Source organism: Hydrogenophaga sp. (genome assembly GCF_030651625.1).
GTDB lineage: Bacteria > Pseudomonadota > Gammaproteobacteria > Burkholderiales > Burkholderiaceae_C > Hydrogenophaga.
Map to the genome: position 1 here is coordinate 193,344 of NZ_JAUSCF010000039.1, position 26,909 is coordinate 220,252.

The following is a 26,909-nucleotide window of genomic DNA, read 5'->3' on the forward strand; positions in this document are numbered from 1 at the left end:
CACATCATGAAAGCTTCAGCCATCGTTTTCAACAGCCCCTGCCAACTGGCGGTGCGGTCCCTGGACCTGCGGGACATGGCCGAAGGCGATGTCGAGGTGGACGTGGAATACAGCGGCATCAGCACCGGTACCGAACGCATGTTGTGGGACGGCAGCATGCCACCCTTCCCCGGCATGGGTTACCCCCTGGTGCCTGGCTACGAAACCGTGGGCCGCGTGGTGCGCACCCAGGGCCAGTGTGGCCTTGGCAAGCATGCGCTGGCGCTGGGCGACCGTGTGTTCGTGCCGGGCTCATACAGCTTCGAGGGCGTGCACAACCTCTTCGGTGGTGCCGGCTCGCAACTGGTGGTGCCCCATGGCCGTGTGGTCAAGCTCGACGAACAGCAAGGACCTGATGCGGTGCTGCTGGCGCTGGCCGCCACGGCCTACCACACCGTGTCTTGTGGCGGCACCCGCGAGCCAGCCACCCCACCCGAACTGATCATTGGCCACGGTGTGATGGGTCGCCTGCTGGCCCGCCTCACGGTCGCTGCAGGCGCACCTGCACCGGTGGTGTGGGAAACGCAGGAACAGCGTCGCACAGGTGGGATGGGCTACAGCGTGATTCACCCCGACGCCGACGAGCGCAAGGACTACCGGGCCATCTACGACGTGAGCGGCGATGCCGACATCCTGCACCGCGTGATTCCCCGCCTGGCCAAGGGCGGCGAAGTGGTGCTGGCCGGTTTCTACAAGAAAGACATTTCTTTCGCCTACACGCCGGCCTTCATGCGCGAAGCACAGATCCGCATCGCCGCCGAATGGAAGCACGCCGACCTGCTGGCCGTGACCGAGCTCATGAACACCGGCCGCCTGAACCTGGACGGCCTGATCACACACACCGAATCCCCCGCGCACGCCACACAGGCGTACGAAGCGGCGTTCGGCGACCCCCAATGTTTGAAGATGGTCCTGGACTGGAGAAACTGATGAGCGCACTACCTGTCAACGTGCAACCGGCCCAGTTCATGGCGCAATTGCGCGCCGAAGCGGCCATTGAACCCTCTCCGGTGCACACCGGCGAGGTGAAAAAGGAAACCCAGATCATCGCCATCTACGGCAAGGGTGGCATCGGCAAGAGCTTCACCCTGGCCAACCTGAGCTACATGATGGCCCAGCAGGGCAAGAAGGTGCTGCTGATCGGATGCGATCCCAAGAGCGACACCACCAGCCTGCTGTTCGGTGGCCGGGCCTGCCCCACCATCATCGAAACCTCATCGAAGAAAAAACTGGCCGGTGAAGCGGTGGCCATCGGCGACGTGTGCTTCAAGCGCGACGGTGTCTACGCCATGGAGCTGGGTGGCCCCGAAGTGGGTCGCGGCTGCGGCGGGCGCGGCATCATCCACGGCTTCGAGCTGCTGGAGAAGCTGGGCTTTCACGAGTGGGGCTTCGACTACGTGCTGCTCGACTTCCTGGGCGACGTGGTGTGCGGCGGCTTTGGCCTGCCGATTGCGCGCGACATGTGCCAGAAGGTCATCGTGGTGGCCAGCAACGACCTGCAATCGCTCTACGTGGCCAACAACGTGTGCAGCGCGGTGGAGTACTTCCGCAAGCTCGGCGGCAATGTGGGTGTGGCCGGCATGGTCATCAACCGCGACGACGGCACCGGCGAGGCCATGGCCTTCGCCGAAGCGGTGGGCATCCCGGTGCTCTCGGTCATCCCGGCCGACGACGACATCCGGCGCAAGAGCGCGAGCTACGAAATCATTGGCCGACCAGATTCCGTCTGGGGCCCCATGTTTGCCCAGCTGGCCGAAAACGTGGGTTCCTCCAGCCCAGTGCGTCCCAAGCCCATGACGCAAGACGGCCTGCTGGGTCTTTTTTCAGCCGCATCCGTCGGTCGCGACGTGGTGCTGGAACCCGCCACGCAGTTCGACATGTGCGGCAAGACCGAAAACACCAGGCCCACCCTGGAAGTCGTCTACGACGAGGTCTGACACCATGAGCAGCGGCACCATTCCCATCATCCCCATTCAGTCGAGCGGGGCCACCACCGCCATCGAGGGTGATGGCATGGGTTGCCACGGCGGCGGCGAAACGCTGCTGGCCGCCGCCAAGCAAGCTGGCAAAAGCGAAGTGCTGGCGCAGTACGCCGCCGACTATCCGAAACGCGACAACGCCGGTCCGCACGACCAGCCGCAGAGCATGTGCCCGGCCTTCGGCTCGCTGCGGGTGGGCCTGCGCATGCGCCGCACCGCCACCATCTTGAGCGGCTCGGCCTGCTGCGTGTACGGCCTCACCTTCACCAGCCACTTCTACGGCGCACGCCGCAGCGTGGGTTATGTGCCCTTCAACAGCGAATCGCTGGTGACCGGCAAGCTGTTCGAAGACATCAGCGAAGCGGTGCACGCCCAGGCCGATCCCGAGAAGCTCGACGCCATCGTCATCATCAACCTGTGCGTGCCCACCGCCAGCGGTGTGCCGCTGCAGATCCTGCCCAAGGCCATCAACGGCGTGCGCATCATCGGCATCGACGTGCCCGGCTTTGGCGTGCCCACCCATGCCGAAGCCAAGGACGTGCTCACCGGCGCCATGCTGAAGTACGCCCGCAGCGAGATCATGGCCGGCCCGGTGCCCGCGCCTCGCCAGGCGCGCAGCGACAAGCCCACCATCACGCTGCTGGGCGAGATGTTCCCGGCCGATCCGATGCTGATCGCCCAGATGATCGCGCCCATGGGCCTGGCTGTGGGCACCGTGGCCCCCACCCGAGAATGGCGCGAGCTGTACACCGCGCTCGACAGCGTGGCCGTGGCCGCCATCCACCCGTTCTACACCGCCAGCATTCGTGAGTTCGAAGCCGCTGGCCGCCCGATCGTCGGCTCGGCCCCGGTGGGCGTGGACGGCACGCACGACTGGCTCGGCGCCATCGGCCAGGCCACGGGTGTGGCCCAAGCGCAGATCGACGCAGCGCGCAACGCCACACTGGCGGCGATTCGCGGCGTGCTGTCGCAACAGAAGATCAACGGTCGCATCACCCTCAGTGGCTACGAAGGCTCCGAGCTGCTGGTGGGCCGCCTGCTGGTGGAATGCGGCGCCGACCTGCGCTACGTAGGCTCGGCCTGCCCGGCCACACCGTGGAATGCGCATGACGCCGCCTGGCTCAAGTCCAAAGGTGTGCAGGTGCAGTTCCGCGCCTCGCTGGAAAACGACCTTGACGCGATGCGTGAATACCAGCCGCAACTGGCCATCGGCACCACGCCAGTGGTGCAGGCAGCCAAGGAAGCCAGCATCCCGTCGCTGTACTACACCAACCTGATTTCCGCCCGGCCCCTGATGGGCGTGGCCGGTGCCGGCTCGCTGATCCAGGTGATCAACGCAGCCATGGGTAACCAGCACCGTTTTGACCAGATGAAGGACTTCTTCGGCAGCGTGGGCCACGGCGACAAGGCCGGGGTCTGGGAAGGCGTTCCGCAGGAATTCCCGAACTTCCGAAAGGAACAGCGGCGCCAGCTGGACAAGCAGGCGAAGAAGCGCAAAGCGGAAGAGATGGGGTGATTCAAATGCACGGCACACCACAAATCCCCGTTCGGACTGAGCCTGTCGAAGGGCTCACCAACACCTGGGTGAAGGCTTCGACAGGCTCAGCCCGAAAGGGTGGAGGCTCCGTCCGAACGGGTGGTGACTCAACCCGAACGGAGTTGGTGACACCCTCACACGACACACATCAGGCACACACATCCGTTCGCCCTGAGCTTGTCGAAGGGCTCACCCACACGTCGGCCTGGCTTCGACAAGCTCAGCCCGAACGGATGTGGGCTCAGCCTGAACGGATGTGGTCACAGTCAAAGCGCATGTGGTCTCCTCATCCCGAACGAGCTTCTCTGGGGAGCCGCACATGCTAGTCCTCGACCACGATCGCGCGGGCGGCTACTGGGGTGCCGTGTATGTCTTCACCGCCATCAAGGGCCTGCAGGTGGTGATCGACGGCCCGGTGGGCTGCGAGAACCTGCCGGTGACTTCGGTGCTGCATTACACCGACGCCCTGCCCCCGCATGAACTGCCGATCGTGGTGACCGGTCTGGCCGAGGAGCAACTGGGCCGCGAAGGCACAGAGGGCTCGATGAAGCGGGCGCACGCGGTGCTCGACCCCGAACTGCCTGCCGTGGTGGTCACGGGATCGATTGCCGAAATGATCGGCGGCGGCGTGACGCCCGAGGGCACCAACCTGATGCGCTTCCTGCCGCGCACCATCGACGAAGACCAGTGGCAGTGCGCCAACCGCGCGATGTTCTGGCTCTGGAGCGAGTTCGGCATGAAGAAGGTGCCGGCCCGCAAGCCGTTTGCCGATCGCCCGGCCGGCGAGAAACCTCGCGTGAACATCATCGGCCCCAGCTACGGCACCTTCAATTCGCCCAGCGACCTGGCCGAGATCCGCCGCCTGGTGCAGGGCATCGGTGCCGAGATCAACATGGTCTTCCCGCTGGGCAGCCACCTCTCGGAGGTGTCGCGACTGGTGGAAGCCGACGTGAACATCTGCATGTACCGCGAGTTCGGTCGCATGCTCTGCGAAGCACTCGACCGGCCCTACCTGCAGGCCCCCATCGGCCTGCACAGCACCACCAAGTTCCTGCGCACGCTGGGCGAACTGCTGGGCCTGGACCCGGAGCCCTTCATCGAGCGCGAGAAGCACACCACCATCAAGCCCGTGTGGGACCTGTGGCGCAGTGTGACCCAAGATTTCTTTGCCACCGCCAGCTTTGCGGTGGTGGCCGGCGAAACGTATGCGCGCGGCATCCAGCACTTCCTGGAAACCGAAATGGGCATGCCCTGCAAGTTCGCGGTGTCGCGCAAGGCGGGCGAAAAGACCGACAACGCCGCAGTACGCGAACTGGTGCGCACCCAGATGCCGCTGATTCTCTTCGGCAGCTACAACGAACGCATGTACCTTGCCGAAGCCGGAAGCCAGGGTCCGATGAAGGCGACCTATATCCCGGCGTCTTTTCCGGGCGCCATCATCCGCCGCCACACCGGCACCCCCTTCATGGGCTACAGCGGTGCCACCTACCTGATCCAGGAGGTGTGCAACTCGCTGTTCGACGCGCTGTTCCACATCCTGCCGCTGGGCACCGACATGGACAAGGTCGACCCCACGCTGGCACGCGGCGAAGTCGCCGGCCTGTCGACCCCTTGGGACGACAAGGCGCAGGCCCGGCTGCATGCGCTCATTTCCAGCCAGCCGGTGCTGGTTCAGATTTCGGCAGCCAAGCGGCTGCGCGACGAATCCGAACGGCATGCGCGCGAAAGCGGCGAGGCTGCCGTGAACGAAACCCATGTGAGCGCAGCAGGCCAGGGCCTGGGACTGGGAGAGCCGGCATGACCGCCGAGACCAACGCCCTTGCCCCCGTGCGACTCACACCCCTTCTCGGTTGCGGCCAGCTGGCCGGACCACCCCCATGTCGTGGCGTCTTGCTGCGGACACCCAGGTTGCGCGGGTCGGGCGCAACACAGGCCGACAGGCCTTACTGAAAAGGAGCATTCGTATGGCAACGCGGACATCGATTTCCGGACTGACCGACGAGGAAGCTCAGGAGTTCCACCAGTACTACATCCAAGGATTCATCGGGTTCACGGCAATCGCCGTGGTGGCCCACATCCTGGTTTGGTTCTGGCGGCCCTGGCTCTAAGTCACACCCGGCCCCCTGCTTTTTTTGATTGGAGAAACCGCCATGCATGACGCATCTTTTGAAGCCCACAAGCCTTCGAGCAAGGGCGACAAGCTTTCGTTTGTGCTGATTTTTGCACCGTGCTTCGTGCTGTTGCTGTCGCTTGCACTTCTTGGCCAGCTGGTCGGGATGCATTGGCAGGAGTGGCTTCCAGGCGCTGAGCACAAGACCAGCATCTTCGGTGGCGTGCACGCGGCGGTCTACACCTTCATGTCTCAACTCATCTAAGGAGAACACATCATGTGGAGAATTTGGCGACTTTTCGACCCCCTTCGGACCATGGTGGCCCAAGCGGTTTTTCTGTTCGCGATCGCTGTGATGATTCACCTCATCCTGCTCAGCACGAACAAGTTCAACTGGCTCGACGGCCCCGCAGCGGCCATGCCAACGGCAGCGATGCCGGCGGCCACGCCAGCAGCGAAGTCCTGACTTCGCAAGAGGCGTGCAGGTGCTGTTGATGAGCGCGGGCCCGCGCAGCATCTGCCTCCTTCAAGGCATTCAATAAATACACGCAGTCCATCCACCTGAGACAGGAGGGCCGATCCATGGCCATGCTCAACTTTGAAAAGAAATACCGGGTCCGAGGCGGCACCCTGGTTGGAGGCGACCTGTTCGATTTCTGGGTGGGTCCGTTCTACGTCGGTTTTTTTGGTGTCACGACGCTCTTCTTTGCGTTCCTGGGCACCGCCATGATTCTCTGGGGCGCCTCGCAAGGGCCGACCTGGAACCTCTGGCAGATCAGCATCGCGCCCCCTGACCTTGCCTACGGCCTGCGCTTTGCGCCGCTGATGGAAGGCGGCCTGTGGCAGCTCATCACGGTGTGCGCCATCGGCTCATTCGTGTCCTGGGCACTGCGAGAAGTGGAGATCTGCCGAAAACTGGGCATGGGCTACCACGTGCCTGCCGCATTCGCGGTGGCCATCCTGGCCTACGTGACGCTGGTGGTGATTCGCCCTGTGCTCATGGGGGCCTGGGGACACGGCTTCCCCTACGGCATCTTCAGCCACCTCGACTGGGTTTCCAACGTGGGCTACCAGTACCTGCACTTCCACTACAACCCCGCACACATGATTGCGGTGAGCTTCTTCTTTGCCACGGTGTTTGCGCTCTCGCTGCACGGCTCGCTCATCTTGTCGGCCACCAACCCCGCCAAGGGGGAAACGGTGAAGACACCCGAGCACGAAGACACCTTCTTCCGCGACACCATCGGCTACTCCATTGGCACCCTGGGCATCCACCGCCTGGGCCTGTTCCTGGCGCTGGCTGCGGTGCTGTTCAGCGCCCTGTGCATCGTGATCAGCGGTCCGTTCTGGAGCCGCGGCTGGCCCGAGTGGTGGGGCTGGTGGCTGAACATGCCCATCTGGAGCTGAACATGAAGCACCCCCCGCGCCGCTTCGCGTCACCCCCCTCCAGGGGGGCGGCACTGGCCGTCTGGCAAAGCCAGCCCGGCGGTGCCTCTGGTCTGGTCTGTGTCAGTCGGTGCGGACTGCGCTCCGGGCCCCTGGCCATCCGAAACACCCAATAAGCCGAGGAGTACCCCATGGCTCAATACCAAAACCTATTCACCACCGTGCAGGCCATCGGTCCGCTGCACCATGGTGTGCCGCTGCCGCACGGCGACAGCCCTCGCACCGGCGAAACGCCCGCATCGTTTCATTTGCTCGGCAGGCTGGGCAATGCGCAGATCGGTCCCATCTACCTGGGCGGCCTGGGCATTGCCTCCCTGATCTTTGGCGTGCTGGCCTTCAACATCATGGGCTTCAACATGCTGGCTTCGGTGAACTGGGACCCCATCCAGTTCCTGCGCCAGCTGTTCTGGTTGTCGCTGGAGCCACCCGGCCCGGAACACGGTCTGGGTCTCGCCCCGCTCAACCAGGGCGGCTGGTGGCAGATTGCAGGCCTGTTCCTCACCATTTCCGTGATGCTCTGGTGGGCACGCACCTACCGACGGGCACGACAGCTGGGCATGGGCACCCACGTGGCCTGGGCATTCGCGGCCGCCATCTGGCTGTTCCTGGTGCTGGGCTTCATTCGCCCTGTGCTGATGGGTTCGTTCAGTGAAGCGGTTCCTTTTGGCATCTTCCCGCACCTGGACTGGACGGCGGCCTTCTCGCTGCGCTACGGCAACCTGTTCTACAACCCGTTCCACGCCCTGTCCATCGCCTTCCTGTATGGCGCCACGTTGTTGTTCGCCATGCACGGCGCCACGATTCTGGCGGTGAGCCGCTTTGGCGGTGAACGCGAGATTGAACAGATCGTGGACCGTGGCACCGCCAGCGAACGTGCTGCCCTGTTCTGGCGTTGGACCATGGGCTTCAACGCCACCATGGAATCCATTCACCGCTGGGCCTGGTGGTTCGCCGTGCTGTGCCCACTGGTGGGTGGCATCGGTATTCTGCTCACCGGCACCGTGGTGGACAACTGGTATCTGTGGGCCATCAAGCACGGTGTGGCGCCGCCCTATCCCGCCGTGTTCCCCGCCGTGATGGACCCGGCCCTGACCCCAGGAGGCAACTGATGAACACCGCCCTCTTCTCCACCTCATCGGCCTGGCTCAAGGCGATCGCGCTCGGCTCCCTGGTGTTGCTGACCGCCTGCGAGCGCCCGCCCATGGAAAGCGTGCAACACGGCTACCGCGGCACCGGCATGGTTCAGGTCTACAACCCTCGCATCCTGGAAGACGTGGTGGCCGCCAACCAGGTGCCCGCTGCTCTGGAGCCGGCTTCGGCGGAAGGCCCCAAGGCCGGTCAGATCTACCAGAACGTGCAGGTGCTGGGCGATCTCAGCATCGGCGAGTTCACGCGGCTCATGGTGGCCATGACCGCATGGGTGTCACCAGAACAAGGCTGCAACTACTGCCACAACCCGGCCAACTTCGCCGACGACAGCCTCTACACCAAGGTGGTGTCGCGCAAGATGGTGGAGATGACCCAGCACATCAACAGCAACTGGAAAACCCACGTGGCCGAGACAGGCGTGACCTGCTACACCTGCCACCGCGGTCAGCCAGTGCCCAAGGAAATCTGGTTCACAGCAGACTCACAGCCACAGGGTTCGAACTTCATCGGCGACAAGGCCGGGCAGAACTCGCCGCACATCAACCAGAAGCTGGGTTCGCTGCCCTACGACCCGTTCACCGCCTACCTGCTGGGCAACGAGCCGATCCGGGTGGGCGCCACCACCGCGCTGCCAGTCAAGGGCGCCAAGGGTGAGAGCATTCAGCGCACCGAGAAGACCTATGCGCTCATGACCCACATGTCGGCCTCGCTGGGCGTGAACTGCACCTACTGCCACAACACACAGAACTTCGCCAAATGGGAAGGCGCACCGCCCCAGCGTGTGACGGCCTACCACGGCATCCAGATGTCGCGCGACCTGAATCTGTCTTACATGGAGCCACTGACCGACACCTTCCCGAGCAACAGAAAAGGTGAACTGGGCGACGTGCCCAAGCTGAACTGCGCCACCTGCCACCAGGGCGCCTACAAACCACTGTTTGGCGCACCCATGGCCAAGGACCACCCGGAACTGCAGGCCTTGCGCGCAGCGGTGGCCGCCACCGCCATGGAGCCGGCAGCAGCCAGCCCAGACGATGCGCCCGCAGCGGCCAGCACCGAGGCGCCCGCTGCCACGGAACCGGCACCAGCCACCGCAGCACCCGCTGCTGCACCTACCCAGTGATCGCGAGTTACGCCGCTGCAATACACACCATGGGAGCACCTGCCACATGCAAATTCTGCTGGCACAACCCCGTGGTTTCTGCGCCGGTGTCACGCGCGCGATAGACATCGTCGATCGCGCGCTGGCCCGGCACGGCGCACCCGTCTATGTCTTTCACGAGATCGTTCACAACCAGTGGGTGGTGAACGACCTGCGCTCTCGGGGCGCGGTGTTCGTGGATTCGCTGCGCCTGGTGCCTCCGGGCGCTCATGTGGTCTTCAGCGCGCACGGGGTTTCTGCCGATGTGGAGACCCAGGCCCGTGCCTTCTTCCTGCACACGGTAGACGCCACCTGCCCGCTTGTGAGCAAGGTGCACCAGCAGGCCCAGCGCTTTGAACGCCTGGGCTACACCCTGCTGATGATCGGTCACGCCGGGCACCAGGAGGTGCGTGGCACCATGGGCCGGGTCAGAGGGTCCATGCACCTGATAAGCCAGGAGAGCGACGTGGCGGCGCTGAACCTGCCCTCCGATGTGCGCATCGCCTATGTGACGCAAACCACCCTGAGCCTGGAAGACACCCGCGACGTGATTGCCGCCCTGAAGCAGCGATTCCCCTTCATCGTGGGACCCGACGTGAACGACATCTGCTACGCCACGCAGAACCGCCAGGTGGCGGTGCGCGCACTGGCCGCGCAGGTGGACATCGTGCTGGTGGTCGGCGCACGCAACAGCTCCAACTCCAACCGCCTGCGTGAAGTGGCGGCCCGCGCTGGCGTGCCGGCCCATCTGGTGCAGGAAGCCAGCGAGATCCAACCCGACTGGCTGGGCAAGAACGATCGCGTGGGCGTGACGTCGGGTGCCTCCACCCCGGAGTTGCTGGTGCAGCAGGTGGTGCAGGCGCTGCAGGCCAGCCACGCAGGGCCGGTGGTGCAGCTGCCAGGCGTGCGCGAAAACGTGATGTTCCGTATGCCTGCCGAAGTGGCAGACGAAACCGCATAGACCAATGCCGGAACACACCCCCGAACTCATCACCCTGTCTGGCGTGGTCGTTGTAGTCCTCGTCAACACCCTGAGCGAGCACAAGACCTGGGCCTGGATGCGCATGGTGCAGGGTCCCGCTGTGCTGAAAGACATCCCAGGCATGTGCTTCGCCAAGGTCATGGGCAGCGGCCATGGGGGTGGCTTTGGCATACGCCCCAGTGCCACCCACCAGGGGCTCATCACCATGTTTGACCACGCCGACCATGCCAAGGCCTTTCTGGCCGGCCCGGTGGTGCAAGGCTACCGCGAGCGCGCGGGGGACTTCTGGACCGGCACGCTCGAAGTGCTGACCGCGCGCGGGCAATGGGACGGCCAGGCCTGGGGCGCCACCTCATCCACCCAGCTGGGTTTTGAGAGCGATGCGGCCAACGACCCCAGCGACCCGCGCCCGCTGGCCGCCCTGACCCGCGCCAGCATCCGTCCGGCCAAAGCCATGGCCTTCTGGCGCAACGCGCCCGCCACACAAGCCGCCATGCAGCAGGCCAGTGGCTGCACGCTGGCCATGGGCCTGGGTGAGGCGCCGCTGGTGCGCCAGTGCACCTTCAGTCTCTGGAAAGATACCCCTTCCATGCTTGAATATGCGCACCAGGGGGCACACCAGCAGGCCATCGAAGCCGCCTACAAACACCGCTATTTCTCCGAATCGCTGTTTGTGCGCATGCGCCTGCTGCAGCAAGATGGGCACTGGCCCGCACCGTCCCAGATAGCCACATCCAACCTCAACGAAGACGCTGCGGATGAGGCCGACACCACCGACAAGTCAGACACACAGGATCGGGCCACAGTCGAAGCTGAACACCTGCACGAGCCCATGCATGGCAAAGGCACGGCTTCATGAACGCACACAGGGTGGTGGTCGTGGGCGCCGGCATGGGCGGTCTGGTGGCCGCCCTTCAACTGGCGCACCAGGGTCTGGACGTGACCGTGGTGGAAGCCGCAGCCACGCCCGGCGGCAAACTGCGCCAGGTGATGGTGGACGGCCAGCCCATCGACAGCGGCCCCACCGTGTTCACCATGCGTTGGGTGTTCGACCAACTGCTGGCCTCTGTGGGCACGCGGCTTGAGAATGAACTGCGCATACAGCCGCTGCCGGTGCTGGCGCGGCACTGGTGGGCTGGTGACGGACAAGGCGAGGGTAGCCAGCTGGACCTGCTGGCCGACCCCGCCCAGGCTTTCGACGCCGTGGCCCGCTTTGCCGGGCCTGATGAAGCACGCCGCTTCCAGGCCTTTTGCGCGGAGGCGCGCAGGGTGTACCAGGCGCTGGAGGCCCCCTACATTCAGCGCGCATCCACCGGCCCGCTCGCCCTCACCATGAACCTGGGCCTGCGCGGCCTGGCCACCCTCAGCGCACTGGGGCCGCTGCGCAGCCTGTGGCACACACTGGGCCGCCATTTCCACGACCCGCGCATGCGACAGCTGTTTGCGCGCTACGCCACCTACACCGGCTCGTCACCCTGGCAGGCCCCGGCCACCTTGATGCTCATTGCCCAGGTGGAGCTGGACGGGGTGTGGTCGGTGGACGGCGGCATGCACGCCCTTGCGCGCTGCCTCGAACGCCTGGCGCGCGAGCGCGGCGCCACCTTCCGCTACCAGAGCCCTTGCGAGCAGATCGAACTCCGACGTGGCCGCGTGGCAGCGGTGCGCCTGACCAGCGGCGAAACACTGACAGCCGACAGCGTGGTCTTCAACGGCGATGCCGCTGCACTGCGCGCCGGCCTGCTGGGCAAGGGCCCGCGCCGCGCGGTGCAGCGCAAGGCCCCTCCCCGCTCGCTCTCGGCCATCACCTGGTCCATCAACGCCCCCACCAGCGGCTTGGCACTGGACCGTCACAACGTGTTCTTCCAGCGCAACTACGCCAACGAGTTCGACGACATCTTTCGCGCCGGGCGCCTGCCCCGGCAACCCACGGTCTATGTGTGCGCGCAAGACCGTGGCATCCCCGACGTTCCCACCGGGGCCGAGCGCCTGCTCTGCCTGGTGAACGCACCCGCCGCAGGTGACTGCGACAGCATCTCACCCGAGGCGATCGAACAATGCGAGAACAACACATGGGCCCTGCTGCGGCGCTGTGGCCTGAACATGCAACCCACGCAGCGGCAGGTGGTGCGCACCACACCGACGGACTTTCACCACCTGTTCCCGGCAACAGGCGGCGCGCTCTACGGACAGGCGAGCCACGGGTGGACATCGGCCTTCGCGAGGTCAGGGGCGAGAACGCCGGTGCCGGGCCTGTACCTGGCGGGGGGCAGCGTGCACCCGGGGCCGGGCGTGCCGATGGCGGCGCTTTCAGGCCTGCGGGCGGTCGAGGCCGTGATGGCGAACCCCGCTTTGACCAGGTGGTGCCCGCCGGTGGCTACCTCTGGTGGTACATCGACGCCCTGAGCGACGACGGCGCATTCGGTCTGTCGATCATCGCTTTTGTGGGCAGCGTGTTTTCGCCCTACTATGCCTGGGCGAGGCGAGGCACCCCGAAGCACCCCATCAACCCGGACAACCACTGCGCACTCAACGTGGCGCTGTACAGCGCGGGCGCGAAGCGCTGGTCCATGACCGAACGCGGCGCATCGCACAACCACCGCAACCGCCACCACTTCCAGATCGGCCCCAGCGAACTGGTCTGGCACAACGACGCACTCACCATCCACATCGACGAGGTGTGTGCCCCCCTGCCCCGCCGCATCCGTGGCACCGTGACGCTGCACCCCAGCCAGCTGTTCAACTTCAGCACACCGCTGGACGCAACCGGTCGCCACCGCTGGGGCCCGCTGGGGCCGCACGCGCGGGTGGAGGTGAACCTCCAACACCCGGCTCAAAAATGGCAAGGGCACGGCTATCTGGACAGCAATGAGGGCGACGAACCGGTGGAGCGCGCCTTCACCGAGTGGGACTGGTCACGCAGCCAGATGAAAGACGGCAGCACGGCGGTGATTTATGACGTGGAACCCGGGAAGGCCACAGGCACGTTGCTGGCGCTTAGATTTGGAACCGATGGTCACGTGAAGCCGTTTGAAGCACCGCCGCTCCAAGGGCTACCCCGCACTGCCTGGCGCTTGCAGCGACGCATGCGCAGCGATGCCCCAGTGTGCATGGTTCAACAACTGGAAGACACGCCGTTCTACCAGCGCGCCATCCTGCAGAGCAGTCTGCTTGGTGAGCAGGTGACGAGTTTTCACGAGACCTTGCACGTACCGCGGCTGGTATCGCCCATGGTGCAGGGGATGTTGCCTTGGCGGATGCCAAGGCGGGCGTAGACGTTTGAATGCTTTCCAACCTCCATGGCTTCGGGATTCATGCTGGTGGGCACGATGGCCATGCTGCGGGTACGAAACTGAGCGAAGTGCAAAGACGCTGTGACCTCCTTGGGGCGAGCCGTCGATACAGTTCACCTGAACAGGTACCGGGGTATCAACCAGACATAAGCCACCATGCCGAACAGTTCCACCAGGGACTGGACCACAATCACCACCGCCGCCACCTCCCAGCCCGCAGGAAGCAACAGGGCCAGGGGCAGCACCACGAAAGAATTGCGTGTGCCCATGCTGAATGCCAGCGTTCGCCCCTGAGGGGTGGGCAAGTGCAGTTGAACCGCAATGCCCTTGGACAGCAACGCGGCTGCGACCAGAAACACCACGAACACAGGCAACACCTTTTGGAGTTCGCCCATGGCATCCAGCACCGTGCCCACCTGTGCGCCCGCAATCAGGAACACCACGAGCGCGAGCAGCGGCACCGACCACCAGGCCAGGGCTTCGCGCAGCCCCTGGGCTCCGGGATGCGTTTCCACCCAACGCTCGGCCAATGCTGCTCCTGTCAGGGGCACGAGCACGATCAGCACGGCGGGTGCCAGCGTGACCCAGTCCCATGAGCCCAGGCTCTGAGCGTCGGCCATCAGCCACAGGTACAGCGGGAGCAGGATCAACTGCAACACCAGATTCAGCGGCGTGATGGCAATGGCTCGGGGCACGTCCCCCTTGCCCAGTTGGCTGAACGTGATGAACCAGTCGGTGCACGGTACCAGCAGAACCAGCAGCACACCCAATCGCAAAACGGGATCGAAACCGAACAGCTCTACCAGCACCCATGCCAGCAAAGGAATTGCGACGAAGTTGCCCAGCAGCACGGCGGTTGCGAAGCGCCGGTCGCGCAACGCAGCTCGCACATGCAGCAGTGGTACCTGGAGGAAGGTGGCAAACAGGAGCGCCGCCAGGACGGGCCACAACAGGGCCTCCATGGCCGGGCCGACCTCCGGCCATGCGGTGCCCGCAGCCAGGCCCAAGCCGATGGCAACCAGATAAGCCCAGACCTGATGGCGTTCCAGCGCGAAACGGCTCACGAACAGTCCCCTGAAGTGTCGGGCGAAGGACCACCGGCACAGCCCTCGCTGCAGGCCCGCACAGCAGTCCGGTGCGCCTGTGCAATCGTGCGTGCCTCCACGCAGTCGCGTTTGCTGCTGGTGGGCAGGGCAACCAGCTCACGCGTTGTCGGTCTTTTCACGCAAGTCCTTGCATCTCAAGTAGCTTGAGATCCTACAGGGGGTTCACGGGAATCAACCCCCACCAATCAACCGGAGGAGTCAAGAAGGCAAGAGGTGAGTCAGAAGCGTCCATCCCTGTCGCCGCCAGTCACCCAGATCTGATGGCCAGGATGCGTGGCGTTCAGGTACACCATGGCGCACACTGAAATCACCAAGCCCGTCATGCCCCAGGCTTCGGCTCGATCTGTACGGTGGCCCACCGACCGTGGCAGAGCCTGGTCGCAAACTGCTTTTACCGGGCTTTGTGCCATGGTTGCCTTTCTTGATCTGTGTCAATTCGACAAGAGCGCCAAGGTTTAGCCTTGGACGATAGCCTTCCCAACCCTGAACGAACATGCACCTGTCCCGCCGCTCACTGCGACACATCACCAGGATGATCCTGGCGATGTGGCTGTTTGCGTTGGGCGCAGGTGTGGCCAACGCCTGCCTGCTGAACACGACAAACGACAGCAATCAGTCATCGTTCTCTGTGGCATCGCCTGGCGCCCCTGGCGCCCACGCTCACCAGAAAGAACTGCCCGACCCCGGCACCGCTGGATGCCTCAAGTTCTGCGATGAACCCAGGCTGGCCATCACGAAGCTGGACCAGCCCATCAGCGATGGTGGTGCGGTCATGGTCGGCACGCTGACCCGGGCACTGGCGCCTGCATCGGCTTCGGCCACTGCCGATCAACTTCCGGTGCTCAGCCACCGACCCGCGCACCTGGCCTTGCCCATTGCTGCGCGACCCCACCGCCTGACGTTATAGGAAGCATCGCGGGCAACCGCGATCTGCGCTCCCGCGTTCTGGCCGGCCCCAGCGGCCCACCCCTTTCCGAGCCTCCCCATCGTGACGCCATCGCTGGCGGCACCCGTATTCATTCACAGGACACCACCATGAAAAAAATCATCACCCTCGTTGCGCTCTCCACCACTGCTTTTCTGACCGCATGCGCGAACCCGACCCCACCGGGCGCGGGCTCCGCGCCGGCGGCAAACGCCGATGCGCACGCCGAGCACCATCCAGCCACTGCAGCGGCAGCTGCACCTTCAGCATCAGCACCCGCAGCACCTGCCGCCATGGACGAACGCATGAAGAACATGCAGGCCATGCGCGACAAGATGATGAACGCCAAGACGCCGGCCGAACGGCAGGCCCTGATGGATGAGCACATGAAATCCATGCACGAAGGCATGGCGATGATGAAGGGCATGAAGGGCATGGGGAACATGAAAGGCATGCAAGGCATGCAAGGCATGCAAGGCATGGGGGGCATGTCGGGAATGAAGGACATGCCCATGAAGGACATGGCCAAGCACCATCAGATGATGGAGATGCGCATGGAAATGATGCAGACCATGATGGAAATGATGATGCAGCGCATGCCGGGTGCTGCCACGCCTCCTGCGGGCAGGTGACGGGCCATCACCGCCCACTTCACAACCCACAACAGGAGTTCTGAATGTCCATATTCACGCGACGGCACTTCATCGGCAGCATCGGCGCGCTGGGTGCGGCCGGTTCTGTACCGGGTGTTCTGGCGGCAAACCCCCGCGCGACGGGCGCCATGACCAAAGAGATCACCGGCATCGAAAAAGAGGCGGCGAGCTTTGCCAACCCGCTGCGGCTGCCGGGGAGCAGCGGCCTCTTCGGCGTGCTCCCGGTGTCCGAGTTCCGGGAAGTGCAGGTGGTGCGCAGCGAGATCGAGGTGCTCCCCGGTCGGCGCACACCGTTTCTGGCCTATGTCGTCGAATCGGGCGGCAAGAAATTCCTGAACCCGGCGATTCTGGCCCGTCGCGGCGACGAGATGCGGGTGCGGATGATCAACCGCATCGATCAACCGACCGTCATCCACTGGCACGGCCTGAGTGTGGATTCGCGCAACGACGGCAACGGTCTCAAGGTGGTGCCACCCGGGCGCAGCATGGACTACGACTTCACCCTGCGCGACCGTTCGTCCATGTACTGGTACCACCCCCATGCGCACGGCTACATCCCGCAGCAGGCCTACCACGGCCTGGCCAGTCTGCTGTTTGTGGAGGACGACGACGAGAGCGCGCTTCGCAAGGAACTGGACCTGGCCCTGGGCGACACAGAAATTCCCCTGGTGCTGCAGGACCGCGAGTTCGACGCACAGGGGCGGTTGCGCTATGCGCCCACGGCTGCCCAGTCCTTTGGTGGCTGGGTGGGGGACCGTTTGCTGGTCAATCTGACGGAGCAGCCCTTCATCGAGGCCGGGCGCCGCATCGTGCGCTTTCGCATTCTCAACGGTAGCAACGCACGCAACTACCGGTTGGCCTTCGTGCAGGGCGGCCGCCCTCTTGGCTTCTTTCTGGCAGGCACCGACGGTGGCTTGCTGGCCCAACCGCTGCGCATCGACCAGACCTTCATCGCCCCCGGCCAGCGCCTGGACGTGCTGGTGGACCTGCGGGAAGCCGACCCTGGCCTGCCTGTGACGCTGGCCTCGCTCACCTTCGACCCGATGCACAACGAGGGGGGGCATGGCATGGGCCACACTGGCCATGCTGCACCACCCATGGCCCACATGGGCCATGGCCAGCACGGCGCCGCGCGCGCGGCAGAACCGTCTCACCCGATGGCCATGGAGGGCGACGCGCGCGCCCTGATGCGCATCGACCTGAAACCGTCCGCCAAATACGAGCGGCGCATGCCCACGGCGCTGTCCAGCCTGCCCGCTGTCACGGCCTCTGCGAACCCGCCTCGGCGCATGCAACTCGGGCACAACGACAAAGGCAACTGGACGATCAATGGTCAAGTCTTCGATCCGAAAGTCGCGGCGCTGAGCGTGCAGCGCGGCGCCCGCGAGAACTGGCTGATCGAAAACGCCGAACGCAGCATGCCCCACCCCATGCACCTTCACGGCTTTCTGTTCCGGGTGATCGAGCGTCTGGGCAGCCCTGCAACCGTGCGCGAGCTGGCGGGCGCAAAGGGGCTGCTGCCGCAGGACCTGGGCGTCATCGATACCGTGCACGTCTGGCCCGGTGAATCGGTGCGGATCGCCATCGACTTCGCTCACCCGCACGCGGGCGATCAGGACTACGTCTTTCACTGCCACACGCTGGAACATGCGGAAGCGGGAATGATGCTGCGCTACACCGTGAAAGCATGAAATGAAACACCCCCGCGCCGCTTCGCGTCACCCCCTCGAGGGGGCGGCACTGGCCGTCCGGCAACGCCGGCCCGGCGGTGCCTCTGGATCGGACCGTTTCATGCGTCGTGGGTCGCGCGCTGCGCGTTGGAGTAACCAGGATGAAAAACACTACTTCCCCCAAAGCGACCCCACCCATGAACCTCTGGCGCACACGCTATGGCGTCGGCCTGATGGTGATGGGTGCGGTCGCGGCATTCTTTCTGTTGGTCGAGCACCGGGCACACATCTTTGGCGCACTGTCATTTCTGTTGATCCTGGCCTGTCCGTTGATGCATCTGTTCATGCACCGAGGCCATGGTGCTCATGGTCATCACAAGGGTGCGGATCGACCGCGGACCGGGGCGCATGAGTCAGAGAAGACAAACCAGGGGAACGGCCATGAATCACGGTGAAACGGCCTATGGCCTCTGGTATCTGGTGGCCCTCAATTCAGCCGTCCTTTTCCTGTTCGCCTTCAGCTTCTTCAAGCCGGTCAACACGCGCAACTGGCGCAGCAGTGGCCGACCCTGCTGACCTTGCTCATGTTTCCAGTCTTGCTCCTGATGTACGGGCGGCTCGCCATCACCGAAGAAAACGAAATGCGCCAGCAGTTCGGCGCGGACTAAGACGCGTACGCCCAGTCCATACCCCGATTCTTCCCGCGCCTGCGCAAGACACAGCCGATGGCGAATGCTGAGTCAAGGAAATGACCTGGGCCATGAGTTGCCTTTGCGACGCGACTGGCCATCACGCCGCAGTTCGACTTTTTTCAACCGTATTTCTCAACAAGGATGTCTCATGATTGCAAGAAAAAACAAGTGGCTTTTGACCGGAGTGCAGATGGCCCTTCTGGTCTGGTCCGGCACCACCTTCGCCGCGGACAAGGTCTATGTGGCCAACGAGGGCGCTGACCTGGTCAGCGTGCACGACGCCGTTTCTTTCGAGAAGCTGGCAAGCGTGCCCGTCGGCCAGGCGCCGCACAACGTGCAGGTATCCCCCGACGGCAAGTTCGCATGGGTGACCAACAATGGTGAGCCTGGTCCGGTGGCCGGCCAAGCTGCGCACAAGGGTGCGGCTCATGGTGCACACGGGGCACAACCTGGGGCTGTCTGGGTCATCGACACCAGCACCCACGCAGTCGTCGACAAGGTGCCGGTCGGAGCGCACCCGGCCCATGTGGTGGTGACACCAGACGGCCGCCTTGCCTACGTCACCAACGGCGGTGGCAACTCGGTCAGTGTGATCGACACCTCAGCGCGAACCCTCGTGGTGACCATTCCGGTGGGCCAGTTTCCCCATGGCCTTCGCGTCAGCCCGGATGGCAAAGAGGTCTATGTGGCCAACCTGAAGGGGGGTACGGTGTCGGTCATCGACACGGCCAGCCAGAAGGAGGTGGCACAGGTGCCGGTTGGCAAGGGGCCGGCGCAGACGGGTTTTACGCCAGATGGTCGCTTCGCGTTTGTTTCGCTGTCGCAGGAAAACGCCGTCGCTCTGATCGACCCAACCACGCGCAAAGTCATTCGCAAGATCGCTGTGGGAACCGTGCCCATCCAGCTGTATGCCACACCGGACTCGCGCACGCTGCTGGTGGCCAACCAGGGCACGCGCAAGGCGCCTGGCAAGACGGTCAGTCTGATTGACCTGGCGTCTTTCAAGGTCGTCAAGACCCTTGAAACCGGTAACGGCGCCCATGGCGTGGTGGTGGATCGCGACGGGCGCCTGGCCTATGTGACCAACATCTACGCCAACTCGGTTTCCGTGGTGGACCTCAAAGACCGCAGCGTCACGAAGACCATCCCGGTGGGCAAGGAGCCCAACGGCATCAGCATCGCGCCTTGACATGGGCGGCTTCGCTTGGATGCCATGCGAAGCACCCGGACAAGTTCACAGACCATCCGCAGCCACAAGAGGTCCGCTCATGACCAATGAAAAATCCGCCTCACCGGGTTCAATCACTGAACTGATCGTCCCGGGCATGGGTTCAGACCATTGCGCCGGGATCATCCGGACCACTCTGCAGCGGCTGGATGGCATTCTTGAAATCACCACCAACATCGCCAACCATCGCGTGAACGTGAGCACGTCCGATGGCGGTCCGGACGCCGAAGCGCTACGGCGCGCGGTGGAAGGCGCGGGATACGAGGTGGCATCGGTCTCACAAGCGCCGGGTTCGGATGGCGAAGCAGAGACTGTGGCAGAGCAGAACTACCTGTCACAGGCACGCCAACGCCTCTGGATCGCGGGTGTGCCCACCACGCTGATCATGTTGCTGATGATTCCCCACATGTTCTGGCAGCCCGTGCCTGGCTACCTGGCCATCGTTGTTCTGCTGGCATTTCCCGTGGTGTTTCTCTATGGCGGTGCAGCCACGCACCGGGCGTCGTGGCGTTCACTGAAGAATCGAACGTTCAACATGGATGTGTTGATCTCGTTGGGAAGCATTCCGCCGTATCTGATCGGCCTGGCTGGCTTTGTCTACCCAATGACCTCCTTTGTTGAAATGGCCGCCACGATCACCACGTTTCATCTGCTGGGTCGTTTTCTGGAGGCAAAAGCCAAGGGCCGTGCATCCGAAGCCATTCGCCGTTTGCTGACCCTGGGCGCCAAAACCGCCCGGATTGAACGTGACGGTGCTGAAGTGGAAATCCCGGTGAAGGAATTGCAGCCAGGCGATGTGATGGTGCTGCGACCCGGCGACAAGATCCCCACCGATGGCGAGGTGATCGATGGTGAAAGCCATGTGGATGAATCGCTGGCGACCGGTGAGTCTGTGCCGGTGTTCAAGGCCGCAGGTGACGCGGTCATTGGTGCGACCATCAACAAGGAAGGGCGCTTGCGGGTCAGAGCATCACGGGTCGGCAGCGATACGTTTCTTGCTCAGGTGATCCGCCTGATTGACCAGGCACAGGGTTCCCGCGTTCCCATTCAGGAATTCGCTGATCGCATGACGGGCCGGTTTGTTCCGGTCGTGATTCTGATTTCCCTGGCGAGCCTTTTCGCGTGGCTGCTGTTTGGTGAAAGCCTGCGACCAATTCTGGTCTGGGGTGCCGGCTTTCTACCCTGGGTCAACCCGGCTGCAGACACCGGCGTATTGGCCATACTGGCCGCGATCGCCGTGCTGGTCATTGCCTGCCCTTGCGCACTGGGACTGGCAACGCCCACGGCACTGATGGTGGGCTCCGGCATTGGCGCAGAGCGCGGCATTCTGATCCGCTCCGGGGAGGCGATTCAGACCTTCAAGGACATCAAGGTCATGGTGCTGGACAAAACCGGCACGATCACCAAGGGCGAGCCGAAGATGACGGAAGTGGTGGCGGCGTCCGGTGTGGATGAAGCCCATTTGCTGCTGATGGCTGCCAGCATTGAAAACGCCTCTGAACACCCGATTGCCCGTGCGATTGTGGACGGCGCCCGCGCCCAGGGGATAGACCCCCTGGAAGTCACCGAATTTCAATCCACCGGTGCGCGTGGCGTGTCAGGTGTTGCCGACAACAGGCGGGTGCTGATTGGCAACTACCGTCTGCTGGAAGAAGCCGGTGTGGAAGGGCTGGCATCGCTGCAGACGGCGCTGGCTGAGCTGGAGGGCAAGGGGCGCACAGCCGTGATCGTGGCTGAAAACAATCATGCACTGGGCATTGTTGCCGTGGCCGACACCATCAAAGAGGAGTCGGTGGCCGCCATCAAGGCCATGCATGAACTGGGTCTGCATGTGGTGATGGTGACTGGCGACAACCCGCGTGCAGCGCAGGCGGTGGCGGCCGAAGTGGGCATTGATGAAGTGCAGGCTGGCGTGCTGCCTGAGGGCAAGGTCGATGCCATTCGTGCCCTGCAGGAAAAGTACGGCAATCACGTGGCCATGGTGGGCGATGGCATCAACGACGCACCCGCCCTGAAGCAGGCCAATGTGGGTATCGCCATTGGCGCTGGCGCCGATGTGGCCATTGAAGCCGCAGACGTCACGCTGGTGCGCGGTGAACTGACCGGGGTGGTGGAAGCCATGCAACTGTCGCGCGCCACGTTCAGCAAGATCGTGCAGAACCTGCTGTGGGCCAGTGGTTACAACATCATCGCCATCCCCATCGCTGCCGCCGGGCTGTTGCACCCCATGATCGGCGTCATTGCGATGACCGCCAGCTCTTTGTCCGTGATCGGCAACTCTTTGCTGATGAAGCGGAGCTACCGAAAGAACCTTCGATAGGAACGTGTCGTTGGCCCTCACGACGTGTAGGCCAGCAGCATGCAAGAAATTTAAAGAACAGGTGCCAGGAGGTAAGCGGCTCGCGACGCCAAACGGAACCACCAAGGGCGGTCATGGACATCACTGGCGGTCATGAGGTGAGCGCTGGAAAAGTCGTGCTGGTATTTCGCCGCCATCTCTTCAGCAAAGCCACGGTCGTACACCCACGTGGTGATTTCAAAGTTGAGCCTGAAAGAACGGTTGTCCAGGTTGACTGTGCCTACCGCTGCCGCCTTGTCGTCCACCAGAATGGTCTTACAATGCAGGAATCCACCATGGTACCGGTAGACATTGACACCGGCTTCCAGAAGGGGCCCCAGGAATGCGTACGCCGCAAAATACAGCAGCGGGTTGTCCGGTTTTTCTGGAATGAGGATTCGCACATCCACACCGCGTAACGCTGCCAGTTTCATCGCAGCCTGAACACCCTCGTCAGGCACGAAATAAGGGCTTGCAATCCAGATGCGGCTCTGGGCGTTGGACAGCGCCAGCTGCACCATCAGACTGGCGGTTTCGAAGCGGTCCGCTGGCCCACTGGGCAACACGAGAACAGGGAGGTTGCGCCCGTTGGCCTCTGCTGGTTTCCAGTCGTATTCAAGGGCTTCGCCGGTGGCCCAATGCCAGTCCTCCAGAAAAGACAACTGCAGGCCAAACACGGCCGGACCCATCAGCTTCAGGTGCGTATCGCGCCACGCACCGATTTTGGGATCCTTACCAAGGTACTCGTCTCCCACATTGTGGCCGCCCACCCATCCAACCCTGCCGTCTGCGATCACGATCTTGCGGTGGTTGCGAAAGTTCATCTGAAACCGGTTTCCGCTGCCACGCGTGGAATGAAAAGGCCTGACGTGAACACCGGCGGAGCGAAGCTCGTTCAGGTAGCTCTGCGGCAACTGGTAGCTTCCGATCTCGTCGTACAGGAAGTGCACCGCCACGCCGGCGCGGGCACGCGCTTGCAGATGTTTGCTGAGCTCTGCACCGACAACATCGTCGCGGACGATGTAGAACTGAACCAGCAGGTACTCGTTGGCGCTTTGAATGCCGTCGAAGATGCTTTGAAAGGTGGCCTCTCCGTCTGTCAGCAATTCAACATCGTTCCCTTCGAGGGTGGGGAGCTTGGCCAGACGCTCCATCGCCGTCATATCCAGATGCGATGAAAAATCCTTGACAGAAAAAGACTCCACCAGCGCCATCTTCTTTGCGAGGGCATGATGAAGTTGACTGTCAGTGTCCCGCCGGCCTATGACATATCCATTGAACTTCGCACGACCAAACACCCAGTACGCTGGAACCGACACCACAGGAAAGGTGTTCAGCGAAATGATCCACGCGACAGCGCCAGGCGCCGTGCGCGTATCCATCAATGCATCAACGGAAGAAAATAGTCCCAGCAGGTGGGCAGCAGCAAAGCTTGAGGCAATCCAATGCCTTTTGATCGACTCGACCCAGTGACGCCACTTGAAGACCTTCATGTTGAGTAGCGCATCATTGCAGGGGCTATCTGTCTGGGGGTCATGTGAACGCTTTGATGATTGCTCGGGATATCCACAGCGGAAGCCATTGTCCGAGCCCACCCAAGGTTTCAGCGGCGTTGATGGCTATGACCTGGGTGAAGGTTGCAGGACACCCTGCCGCGCCGTCACACCTGTGACGATACACCGGGTTCGAGGTTCGCTGCACTTCTGGCTGGACGGGCCCGCGCCGGCAGTCCTGGCCCACCCAGGCTGGGTGCCGGTTCCAGATTCAATCAATCACTCAAGTCCTCAATCGTCACCCCATGTTGATTCATCAAGACTTTGATCTCCTCGATCACCCGCTGACGTTGGGCGGCCGTGAGTGCTTCCGTATCGCGTTCAGTTTCCAGGAACAAGTGATTCAAGCTGCGAATGAGATCCTGATACCGCGGCTCCCCCATGGCCTCCCTCGGTCGGTTGCGAGACGGCTCGGTATTGCTGCGTCCACGGTGTTTCTGATGATTCATGTATGCATGGCCACCACGGCCGGTCCAGGTCTCTAAACGCTCATATCGAATGGGCCATGTTTTCTATTCTGGCGCTCCAGCGATGCCTCAAATGCACCGATGGCTCCTTTGTCGCACGATTGCACCCATGTCAATGCAACCTGTCGGCAAAGACCAACACCACCAGTTCGTGTGCAGAAAACCGCACTGGCCGCGCAAAAGATGGGATGTGGAAAACCTTCATCTGTGTTGACATTCAGGCGCCGCGACCTCTCAACGCCTGCTCGCTCCGCTGCTCAAGGGCCTGGATGAGGCCCCGCCATTTCTAGTCGCCAAAGGAGGTGAGCACTGCGAACGACAACAATGCCACGACCAACAAGATGGCCAGTGTGATCTACAGGAAGCCGATGGATGTGCCTCTTCATGTGATCCGCTGGCAGTCAGAGCCGGGAAGACAGGGTCGCGAGACAGGTTCATCGTGGGTCCATCGATCTGAGCAGGGTAAGAACGGCGTCGCGCACGGTATCGTCATGCCCCACCAGCAGGTGGCCACCCCGCTCGAAACCGAGGAACTTCGCACCAGCAATCTGGCTGGCTGTGTACGCGGCGGGGGCGAAGGTACCAAAGCCGTCATCGCGCGCACTCACCACCAGCGTGGGCGCCTGGATGGACGCCAGCGCATAGGGCCTGAGCCCCTTGCCCAGCTTCGTGTCGTCGCGCAACCCTGCAGCGCGGGCAGACACCGGCAGGATGCGGTCGGCCAGTTCGTTCACACGGGTGCGCTCGGCTGCGCTGGCTGCGGCCACCAACTCGGGTGGCGTGGCCAGCACATGGCGGAAGACCTTGTCGCGTGCCAGCTGCAGGCCGGCCCAGAACAGAAAGTCCGATCCCAGCAGGCGCAGCAGCATCGCGTCTTTGCGGTCTGAAATGGCCGGCGCTGTGGTTGCAAGGTCGCCGGGCTTCCATGCGATCGGCACCGCCAGCACCAGCGCAGCCACGCGATCCGGGTGGCGGATGGCGATCTGCATCGCCGAGGGCCCTCCGGCCGATACGCCCATCACGGCCGCGCGCTGGATGCCCAGTGCGTCGATCAGGCACACATGGGCATCGGCCTGCGCTTCGGGCGAAGCGTCGGCCGGCCGAGGCGTGCGCAGATAACCGAAACGCGACATCGCGATCACGCGCACACCCTGTTGCGTCAGCGGCTGCGCCCACGCCATGCCCTGGTCATGACCCCCTCCGCTGCCGTGGATCATCAGCAACGGAATGCCCTGCCCCGCCTGCTGCACTTCGATTGGTCCGCATCGGGTGTCCACCATCTCGCTGCCGGTTGCAGCCAATGTGGTGGCCCTTTCGATGTCGTGCCGGAAACGCGTGCCGGTCCACAAGGCCGTAACCAGCAGAGCCAGGGCGATGGGCGCGATCCAGGCGGTGGGCTTCATGGGGCTCTCTTCTTGCAGTCGGTACGGTGGCCCCCCAGCCAGACCGGCATGGCTCTCACACCAGCACCGCCTGTACCGGCCGGCGCAACGAAGGTGGCATGGTGGGTCCTCGTCCGAACCGGATCACGAGGTCCGGCCGCTGGTTGCCCAGGCCGATGGCGCTGGCGAACCGCGGGCGCAGCGACGCGAGCTCGACCGGCATGTTGAGGTGGGCATGGCGAACGCCCATCACGGTGCCCTGCAAGGCGAAGCGTTCATAGGCCCGGCCCACGTCCACCCAGTGCGACTTGTCCTCCTGGGCGGCCACGAACACCGCGACGCCGGCCGAGTTGCGCAGTTGCCGGGTGTACTTCTGGTTCTCTGACTTGGCCGTGACCACGAAATCAAACATCAGATCGCCCAGCCAGGACGGAATCGTGGGGTTGCCCGACGACTTCCCAAACAGGCCGTCGCCGCGCGCCACCGCATCCGAGGCGCTGTAGCGTATCCACGATTTCAGTTCGTTGATGAAGGCCTTGTCATTCAGTTGTGCTGTGTTGCCCTGCACCACGAAGTCCAGCACCCTTTCGATGGCCGACTTTTCAGTGAGCAGGAGCAGGCGCACCCGGTCGTTGCTGCCTGCGCGTTCAAGCAGGTTCAGGTCCTGGGCGCTCAGGGGTTTGCCGTCGTAGTCCCCGCGTGTGCACTGGCGCTCGGGGATGGCATTGAACAGCGGGGTCGCAACGGCGGGTGCGGTCGACAGCGTGACCACGACCGCGTCGTGCGCCGAATCAAAGCGAACCTCGCTGCCCAGGCCCCATGCCTGCGCCGCAAGCACCAGGTTCTCGGCCGCACAACCCAGCGATACGTAGAGATGGTGGTCGTCCGGGTCCACCACCGGGCATCGGCGTGCAAAGTCGGGCAGGATGGTGATGCTCTGTCCGTCCAGCGCGAACTTCCAGCACTGCGTGTTGTGGCTCGAAGGCGCCAGGGTCGCGTAGCGCACCAGCTCCTGGCTCAGGGCTGCGCCCGACAGGCCCTTCAAAGGGCCCGCGCGCCAGATGCGTGCGGTGGCCGCTTCGTAGCTCTCGGCGGCCCAGGCCGACGGGCTTGCACTGAACGCTGCGGCACCACCGAGCATCCCAGGTGCAGCCGCCAACCATTTTCTGCGCGTCAGCTTGTTCACCATCGCTTTCTCCGAACAGTTCTTTTTTTTCATCAC

The 26,909-nt window shown here is 63.5% G+C and carries 26 protein-coding genes and 1 pseudogene; 22 read left to right on the forward strand and 5 right to left on the reverse strand.

What is annotated here, in order from left to right:
* The first annotated feature begins 6 nt into the window (after positions 1 to 6).
* The 14 genes from bchC (at position 7) to Q7V46_RS19340 (ending at position 13,655) form a co-directional block, all read left to right on the forward strand.
* Positions 7 to 969 carry a chlorophyll synthesis pathway protein BchC gene (gene bchC / locus Q7V46_RS19275; protein ID WP_304915186.1) on the forward strand — a complete coding sequence of 321 codons (963 nt, stop codon included), beginning with the start codon at positions 7 to 9 and terminating at the stop codon, positions 967 to 969.
* Complete coding sequence (locus Q7V46_RS19280; protein ID WP_304915187.1) at positions 969 to 1,976, forward strand: chlorophyllide a reductase iron protein subunit X; 1,008 nt, start codon at positions 969 to 971, stop codon at positions 1,974 to 1,976. The genes bchC and Q7V46_RS19280 overlap by 1 nt, the downstream gene beginning before the upstream one ends.
* Positions 1,977 to 1,980: 4 nt before the next feature.
* Positions 1,981 to 3,534, forward strand: coding sequence for a chlorophyllide a reductase subunit Y (gene bchY / locus Q7V46_RS19285; protein WP_304915188.1), 1,554 nt, complete (start codon positions 1,981 to 1,983; stop codon positions 3,532 to 3,534).
* 340 nt (positions 3,535 to 3,874) lie between these two features.
* Positions 3,875 to 5,356, forward strand: coding sequence for a chlorophyllide a reductase subunit Z (gene bchZ / locus Q7V46_RS19290; protein WP_304915189.1), 1,482 nt, complete (start codon positions 3,875 to 3,877; stop codon positions 5,354 to 5,356).
* Positions 5,357 to 5,519: 163 nt separating this feature from the next.
* A complete protein-coding gene (pufB, locus tag Q7V46_RS19295; protein ID WP_304915190.1) occupies positions 5,520 to 5,663 on the forward strand; it encodes a light-harvesting antenna LH1, beta subunit in 144 nt (47 codons plus the stop codon).
* Between the two features lie 42 nt (positions 5,664 to 5,705).
* The gene (locus Q7V46_RS19300; RefSeq protein ID WP_304915191.1) at positions 5,706 to 5,930 is read left to right on the forward strand and encodes a hypothetical protein; all 225 of its coding nucleotides are present in this window, start codon (positions 5,706 to 5,708) and stop codon (positions 5,928 to 5,930) included.
* A gap of 12 nt (positions 5,931 to 5,942) precedes the next feature.
* The gene (pufA, locus tag Q7V46_RS19305) at positions 5,943 to 6,131 is read left to right on the forward strand and encodes a light-harvesting antenna LH1, alpha subunit (protein ID WP_304915192.1); all 189 of its coding nucleotides are present in this window, start codon (positions 5,943 to 5,945) and stop codon (positions 6,129 to 6,131) included.
* Positions 6,132 to 6,247: 116 nt separating this feature from the next.
* Positions 6,248 to 7,072, forward strand: coding sequence for a photosynthetic reaction center subunit L (gene pufL / locus Q7V46_RS19310; RefSeq protein ID WP_304915193.1), 825 nt, complete (start codon positions 6,248 to 6,250; stop codon positions 7,070 to 7,072).
* Between the two features lie 170 nt (positions 7,073 to 7,242).
* Positions 7,243 to 8,220, forward strand: a complete 978-nt coding sequence (pufM, locus tag Q7V46_RS19315; protein WP_304915194.1) for a photosynthetic reaction center subunit M — start codon at positions 7,243 to 7,245, stop codon at positions 8,218 to 8,220.
* A complete protein-coding gene (pufC, locus tag Q7V46_RS19320) occupies positions 8,220 to 9,383 on the forward strand; it encodes a photosynthetic reaction center cytochrome PufC (RefSeq protein WP_304915195.1) in 1,164 nt (387 codons plus the stop codon). The genes pufM and pufC overlap by 1 nt, the downstream gene beginning before the upstream one ends.
* A 46-nt stretch (positions 9,384 to 9,429) precedes the next feature.
* Positions 9,430 to 10,362, forward strand: coding sequence for a 4-hydroxy-3-methylbut-2-enyl diphosphate reductase (gene ispH, locus Q7V46_RS19325; protein ID WP_304915196.1), 933 nt, complete (start codon positions 9,430 to 9,432; stop codon positions 10,360 to 10,362).
* A 4-nt stretch (positions 10,363 to 10,366) separates the two neighbouring features.
* Positions 10,367 to 11,242: a hypothetical protein gene (locus tag Q7V46_RS19330; RefSeq protein ID WP_304915197.1), complete on the forward strand. Its 876-nt coding sequence runs from the start codon at positions 10,367 to 10,369 to the stop codon at positions 11,240 to 11,242.
* Positions 11,239 to 12,786 (forward strand): 1-hydroxycarotenoid 3,4-desaturase CrtD, encoded by a 1,548-nt coding sequence (gene crtD, locus Q7V46_RS19335; protein ID WP_304915198.1) that lies wholly within the window; start codon positions 11,239 to 11,241, stop codon positions 12,784 to 12,786. The genes Q7V46_RS19330 and crtD overlap by 4 nt, the downstream gene beginning before the upstream one ends.
* The gene (locus Q7V46_RS19340) at positions 12,744 to 13,655 is read left to right on the forward strand and encodes a carotenoid 1,2-hydratase (protein ID WP_304915199.1); all 912 of its coding nucleotides are present in this window, start codon (positions 12,744 to 12,746) and stop codon (positions 13,653 to 13,655) included. Before crtD ends, Q7V46_RS19340 begins: the two co-directional genes overlap by 43 nt.
* A 131-nt stretch (positions 13,656 to 13,786) precedes the next feature.
* Here Q7V46_RS19340 and Q7V46_RS19345 read toward each other — a convergent pair whose 3' ends face one another.
* Positions 13,787 to 14,737 carry an arsenic resistance protein gene (locus Q7V46_RS19345; protein ID WP_304915200.1) on the reverse strand — a complete coding sequence of 317 codons (951 nt, stop codon included), beginning with the start codon at positions 14,735 to 14,737 and terminating at the stop codon, positions 13,787 to 13,789.
* Positions 14,738 to 15,272: 535 nt separating this feature from the next.
* Here Q7V46_RS19345 and Q7V46_RS19350 point away from each other — a divergent pair.
* From Q7V46_RS19350 to Q7V46_RS19380, 8 genes and pseudogenes are all read left to right on the forward strand, one after another.
* Entirely contained in the window at positions 15,273 to 15,686 is a 414-nt protein-coding gene (locus Q7V46_RS19350; RefSeq protein WP_304915201.1) for a hypothetical protein, read from the forward strand.
* A 128-nt stretch (positions 15,687 to 15,814) separates the two neighbouring features.
* The gene (locus Q7V46_RS19355) at positions 15,815 to 16,336 is read left to right on the forward strand and encodes a hypothetical protein (protein ID WP_304915202.1); all 522 of its coding nucleotides are present in this window, start codon (positions 15,815 to 15,817) and stop codon (positions 16,334 to 16,336) included.
* A 44-nt stretch (positions 16,337 to 16,380) separates the two neighbouring features.
* Positions 16,381 to 18,048: a multicopper oxidase family protein gene (locus Q7V46_RS19360; protein ID WP_304915203.1), complete on the forward strand. Its 1,668-nt coding sequence runs from the start codon at positions 16,381 to 16,383 to the stop codon at positions 18,046 to 18,048.
* Positions 18,049 to 18,224: 176 nt separating this feature from the next.
* The gene (locus tag Q7V46_RS19365; protein WP_304915204.1) at positions 18,225 to 18,482 is read left to right on the forward strand and encodes a DUF2933 domain-containing protein; all 258 of its coding nucleotides are present in this window, start codon (positions 18,225 to 18,227) and stop codon (positions 18,480 to 18,482) included.
* On the forward strand, positions 18,469 to 18,603 hold the full coding sequence (locus tag Q7V46_RS20040) for a hypothetical protein (RefSeq protein ID WP_370690392.1): 135 nt from the start codon (positions 18,469 to 18,471) through the stop codon (positions 18,601 to 18,603). The genes Q7V46_RS19365 and Q7V46_RS20040 overlap by 14 nt, the downstream gene beginning before the upstream one ends.
* Positions 18,585 to 18,779, forward strand: a pseudogene (locus Q7V46_RS20045) (isoprenylcysteine carboxylmethyltransferase family protein); the annotation flags it as partial. The gene Q7V46_RS20040 and the pseudogene Q7V46_RS20045, both read left to right, overlap by 19 nt.
* 88 nt (positions 18,780 to 18,867) lie before the next feature.
* Positions 18,868 to 19,908 carry a cytochrome D1 domain-containing protein gene (locus tag Q7V46_RS19375; protein ID WP_304915205.1) on the forward strand — a complete coding sequence of 347 codons (1,041 nt, stop codon included), beginning with the start codon at positions 18,868 to 18,870 and terminating at the stop codon, positions 19,906 to 19,908.
* Positions 19,909 to 19,987: 79 nt separating this feature from the next.
* Positions 19,988 to 22,267 carry a cation-translocating P-type ATPase gene (locus Q7V46_RS19380; RefSeq protein WP_304915206.1) on the forward strand — a complete coding sequence of 760 codons (2,280 nt, stop codon included), beginning with the start codon at positions 19,988 to 19,990 and terminating at the stop codon, positions 22,265 to 22,267.
* 50 nt (positions 22,268 to 22,317) lie between these two features.
* Here Q7V46_RS19380 and cls read toward each other — a convergent pair whose 3' ends face one another.
* From cls to Q7V46_RS19400, 4 genes are all read right to left on the reverse strand, one after another.
* Complete coding sequence (cls, locus tag Q7V46_RS19385; RefSeq protein ID WP_304915207.1) at positions 22,318 to 23,880, reverse strand: cardiolipin synthase; 1,563 nt, start codon at positions 23,878 to 23,880, stop codon at positions 22,318 to 22,320.
* 173 nt (positions 23,881 to 24,053) lie between these two features.
* On the reverse strand, positions 24,054 to 24,287 hold the full coding sequence (locus Q7V46_RS19390) for a hypothetical protein (protein ID WP_304915208.1): 234 nt from the start codon (positions 24,285 to 24,287) through the stop codon (positions 24,054 to 24,056).
* Between the two features lie 452 nt (positions 24,288 to 24,739).
* Entirely contained in the window at positions 24,740 to 25,708 is a 969-nt protein-coding gene (locus Q7V46_RS19395; protein WP_304915209.1) for an alpha/beta fold hydrolase, read from the reverse strand.
* Positions 25,709 to 25,763: 55 nt separating this feature from the next.
* The gene (locus Q7V46_RS19400) at positions 25,764 to 26,876 is read right to left on the reverse strand and encodes a Tat pathway signal protein (RefSeq protein ID WP_304915210.1); all 1,113 of its coding nucleotides are present in this window, start codon (positions 26,874 to 26,876) and stop codon (positions 25,764 to 25,766) included.
* Between the last annotated feature and the right edge of the window lie 33 nt (positions 26,877 to 26,909).

Bases quoted from the DNA above. Each gene is read 5' to 3' on its own strand.
- bchC (WP_304915186.1), top strand. From the start codon at position 7: ATGAAAGCTTCAGCCATCGTTTTCAACAGCCCCTGCCAACTGGCGGTG.
- Q7V46_RS19280 (WP_304915187.1), top strand. From the start codon at position 969: ATGAGCGCACTACCTGTCAACGTGCAACCGGCCCAGTTCATGGCGCAA.
- bchY (WP_304915188.1), top strand. From the start codon at position 1,981: ATGAGCAGCGGCACCATTCCCATCATCCCCATTCAGTCGAGCGGGGCC.
- bchZ (WP_304915189.1), top strand. From the start codon at position 3,875: ATGCTAGTCCTCGACCACGATCGCGCGGGCGGCTACTGGGGTGCCGTG.
- pufB (WP_304915190.1), top strand. From the start codon at position 5,520: ATGGCAACGCGGACATCGATTTCCGGACTGACCGACGAGGAAGCTCAG.
- Q7V46_RS19300 (WP_304915191.1), top strand. From the start codon at position 5,706: ATGCATGACGCATCTTTTGAAGCCCACAAGCCTTCGAGCAAGGGCGAC.
- pufA (WP_304915192.1), top strand. From the start codon at position 5,943: ATGTGGAGAATTTGGCGACTTTTCGACCCCCTTCGGACCATGGTGGCC.
- pufL (WP_304915193.1), top strand. From the start codon at position 6,248: ATGGCCATGCTCAACTTTGAAAAGAAATACCGGGTCCGAGGCGGCACC.
- pufM (WP_304915194.1), top strand. From the start codon at position 7,243: ATGGCTCAATACCAAAACCTATTCACCACCGTGCAGGCCATCGGTCCG.
- pufC (WP_304915195.1), top strand. From the start codon at position 8,220: ATGAACACCGCCCTCTTCTCCACCTCATCGGCCTGGCTCAAGGCGATC.
- ispH (WP_304915196.1), top strand. From the start codon at position 9,430: ATGCAAATTCTGCTGGCACAACCCCGTGGTTTCTGCGCCGGTGTCACG.
- Q7V46_RS19330 (WP_304915197.1), top strand. From the start codon at position 10,367: ATGCCGGAACACACCCCCGAACTCATCACCCTGTCTGGCGTGGTCGTT.
- crtD (WP_304915198.1), top strand. From the start codon at position 11,239: ATGAACGCACACAGGGTGGTGGTCGTGGGCGCCGGCATGGGCGGTCTG.
- Q7V46_RS19350 (WP_304915201.1), top strand. From the start codon at position 15,273: ATGCACCTGTCCCGCCGCTCACTGCGACACATCACCAGGATGATCCTG.
- Q7V46_RS19355 (WP_304915202.1), top strand. From the start codon at position 15,815: ATGAAAAAAATCATCACCCTCGTTGCGCTCTCCACCACTGCTTTTCTG.
- Q7V46_RS19360 (WP_304915203.1), top strand. From the start codon at position 16,381: ATGTCCATATTCACGCGACGGCACTTCATCGGCAGCATCGGCGCGCTG.
- Q7V46_RS19365 (WP_304915204.1), top strand. From the start codon at position 18,225: ATGAACCTCTGGCGCACACGCTATGGCGTCGGCCTGATGGTGATGGGT.
- Q7V46_RS20040 (WP_370690392.1), top strand. From the start codon at position 18,469: ATGAATCACGGTGAAACGGCCTATGGCCTCTGGTATCTGGTGGCCCTC.
- Q7V46_RS19375 (WP_304915205.1), top strand. From the start codon at position 18,868: ATGATTGCAAGAAAAAACAAGTGGCTTTTGACCGGAGTGCAGATGGCC.
- Q7V46_RS19380 (WP_304915206.1), top strand. From the start codon at position 19,988: ATGACCAATGAAAAATCCGCCTCACCGGGTTCAATCACTGAACTGATC.
- Q7V46_RS19390 (WP_304915208.1), bottom strand. From the start codon at position 24,287: ATGAATCATCAGAAACACCGTGGACGCAGCAATACCGAGCCGTCTCGC.
- Q7V46_RS19395 (WP_304915209.1), bottom strand. From the start codon at position 25,708: ATGAAGCCCACCGCCTGGATCGCGCCCATCGCCCTGGCTCTGCTGGTT.
- Q7V46_RS19400 (WP_304915210.1), bottom strand. From the start codon at position 26,876: ATGGTGAACAAGCTGACGCGCAGAAAATGGTTGGCGGCTGCACCTGGG.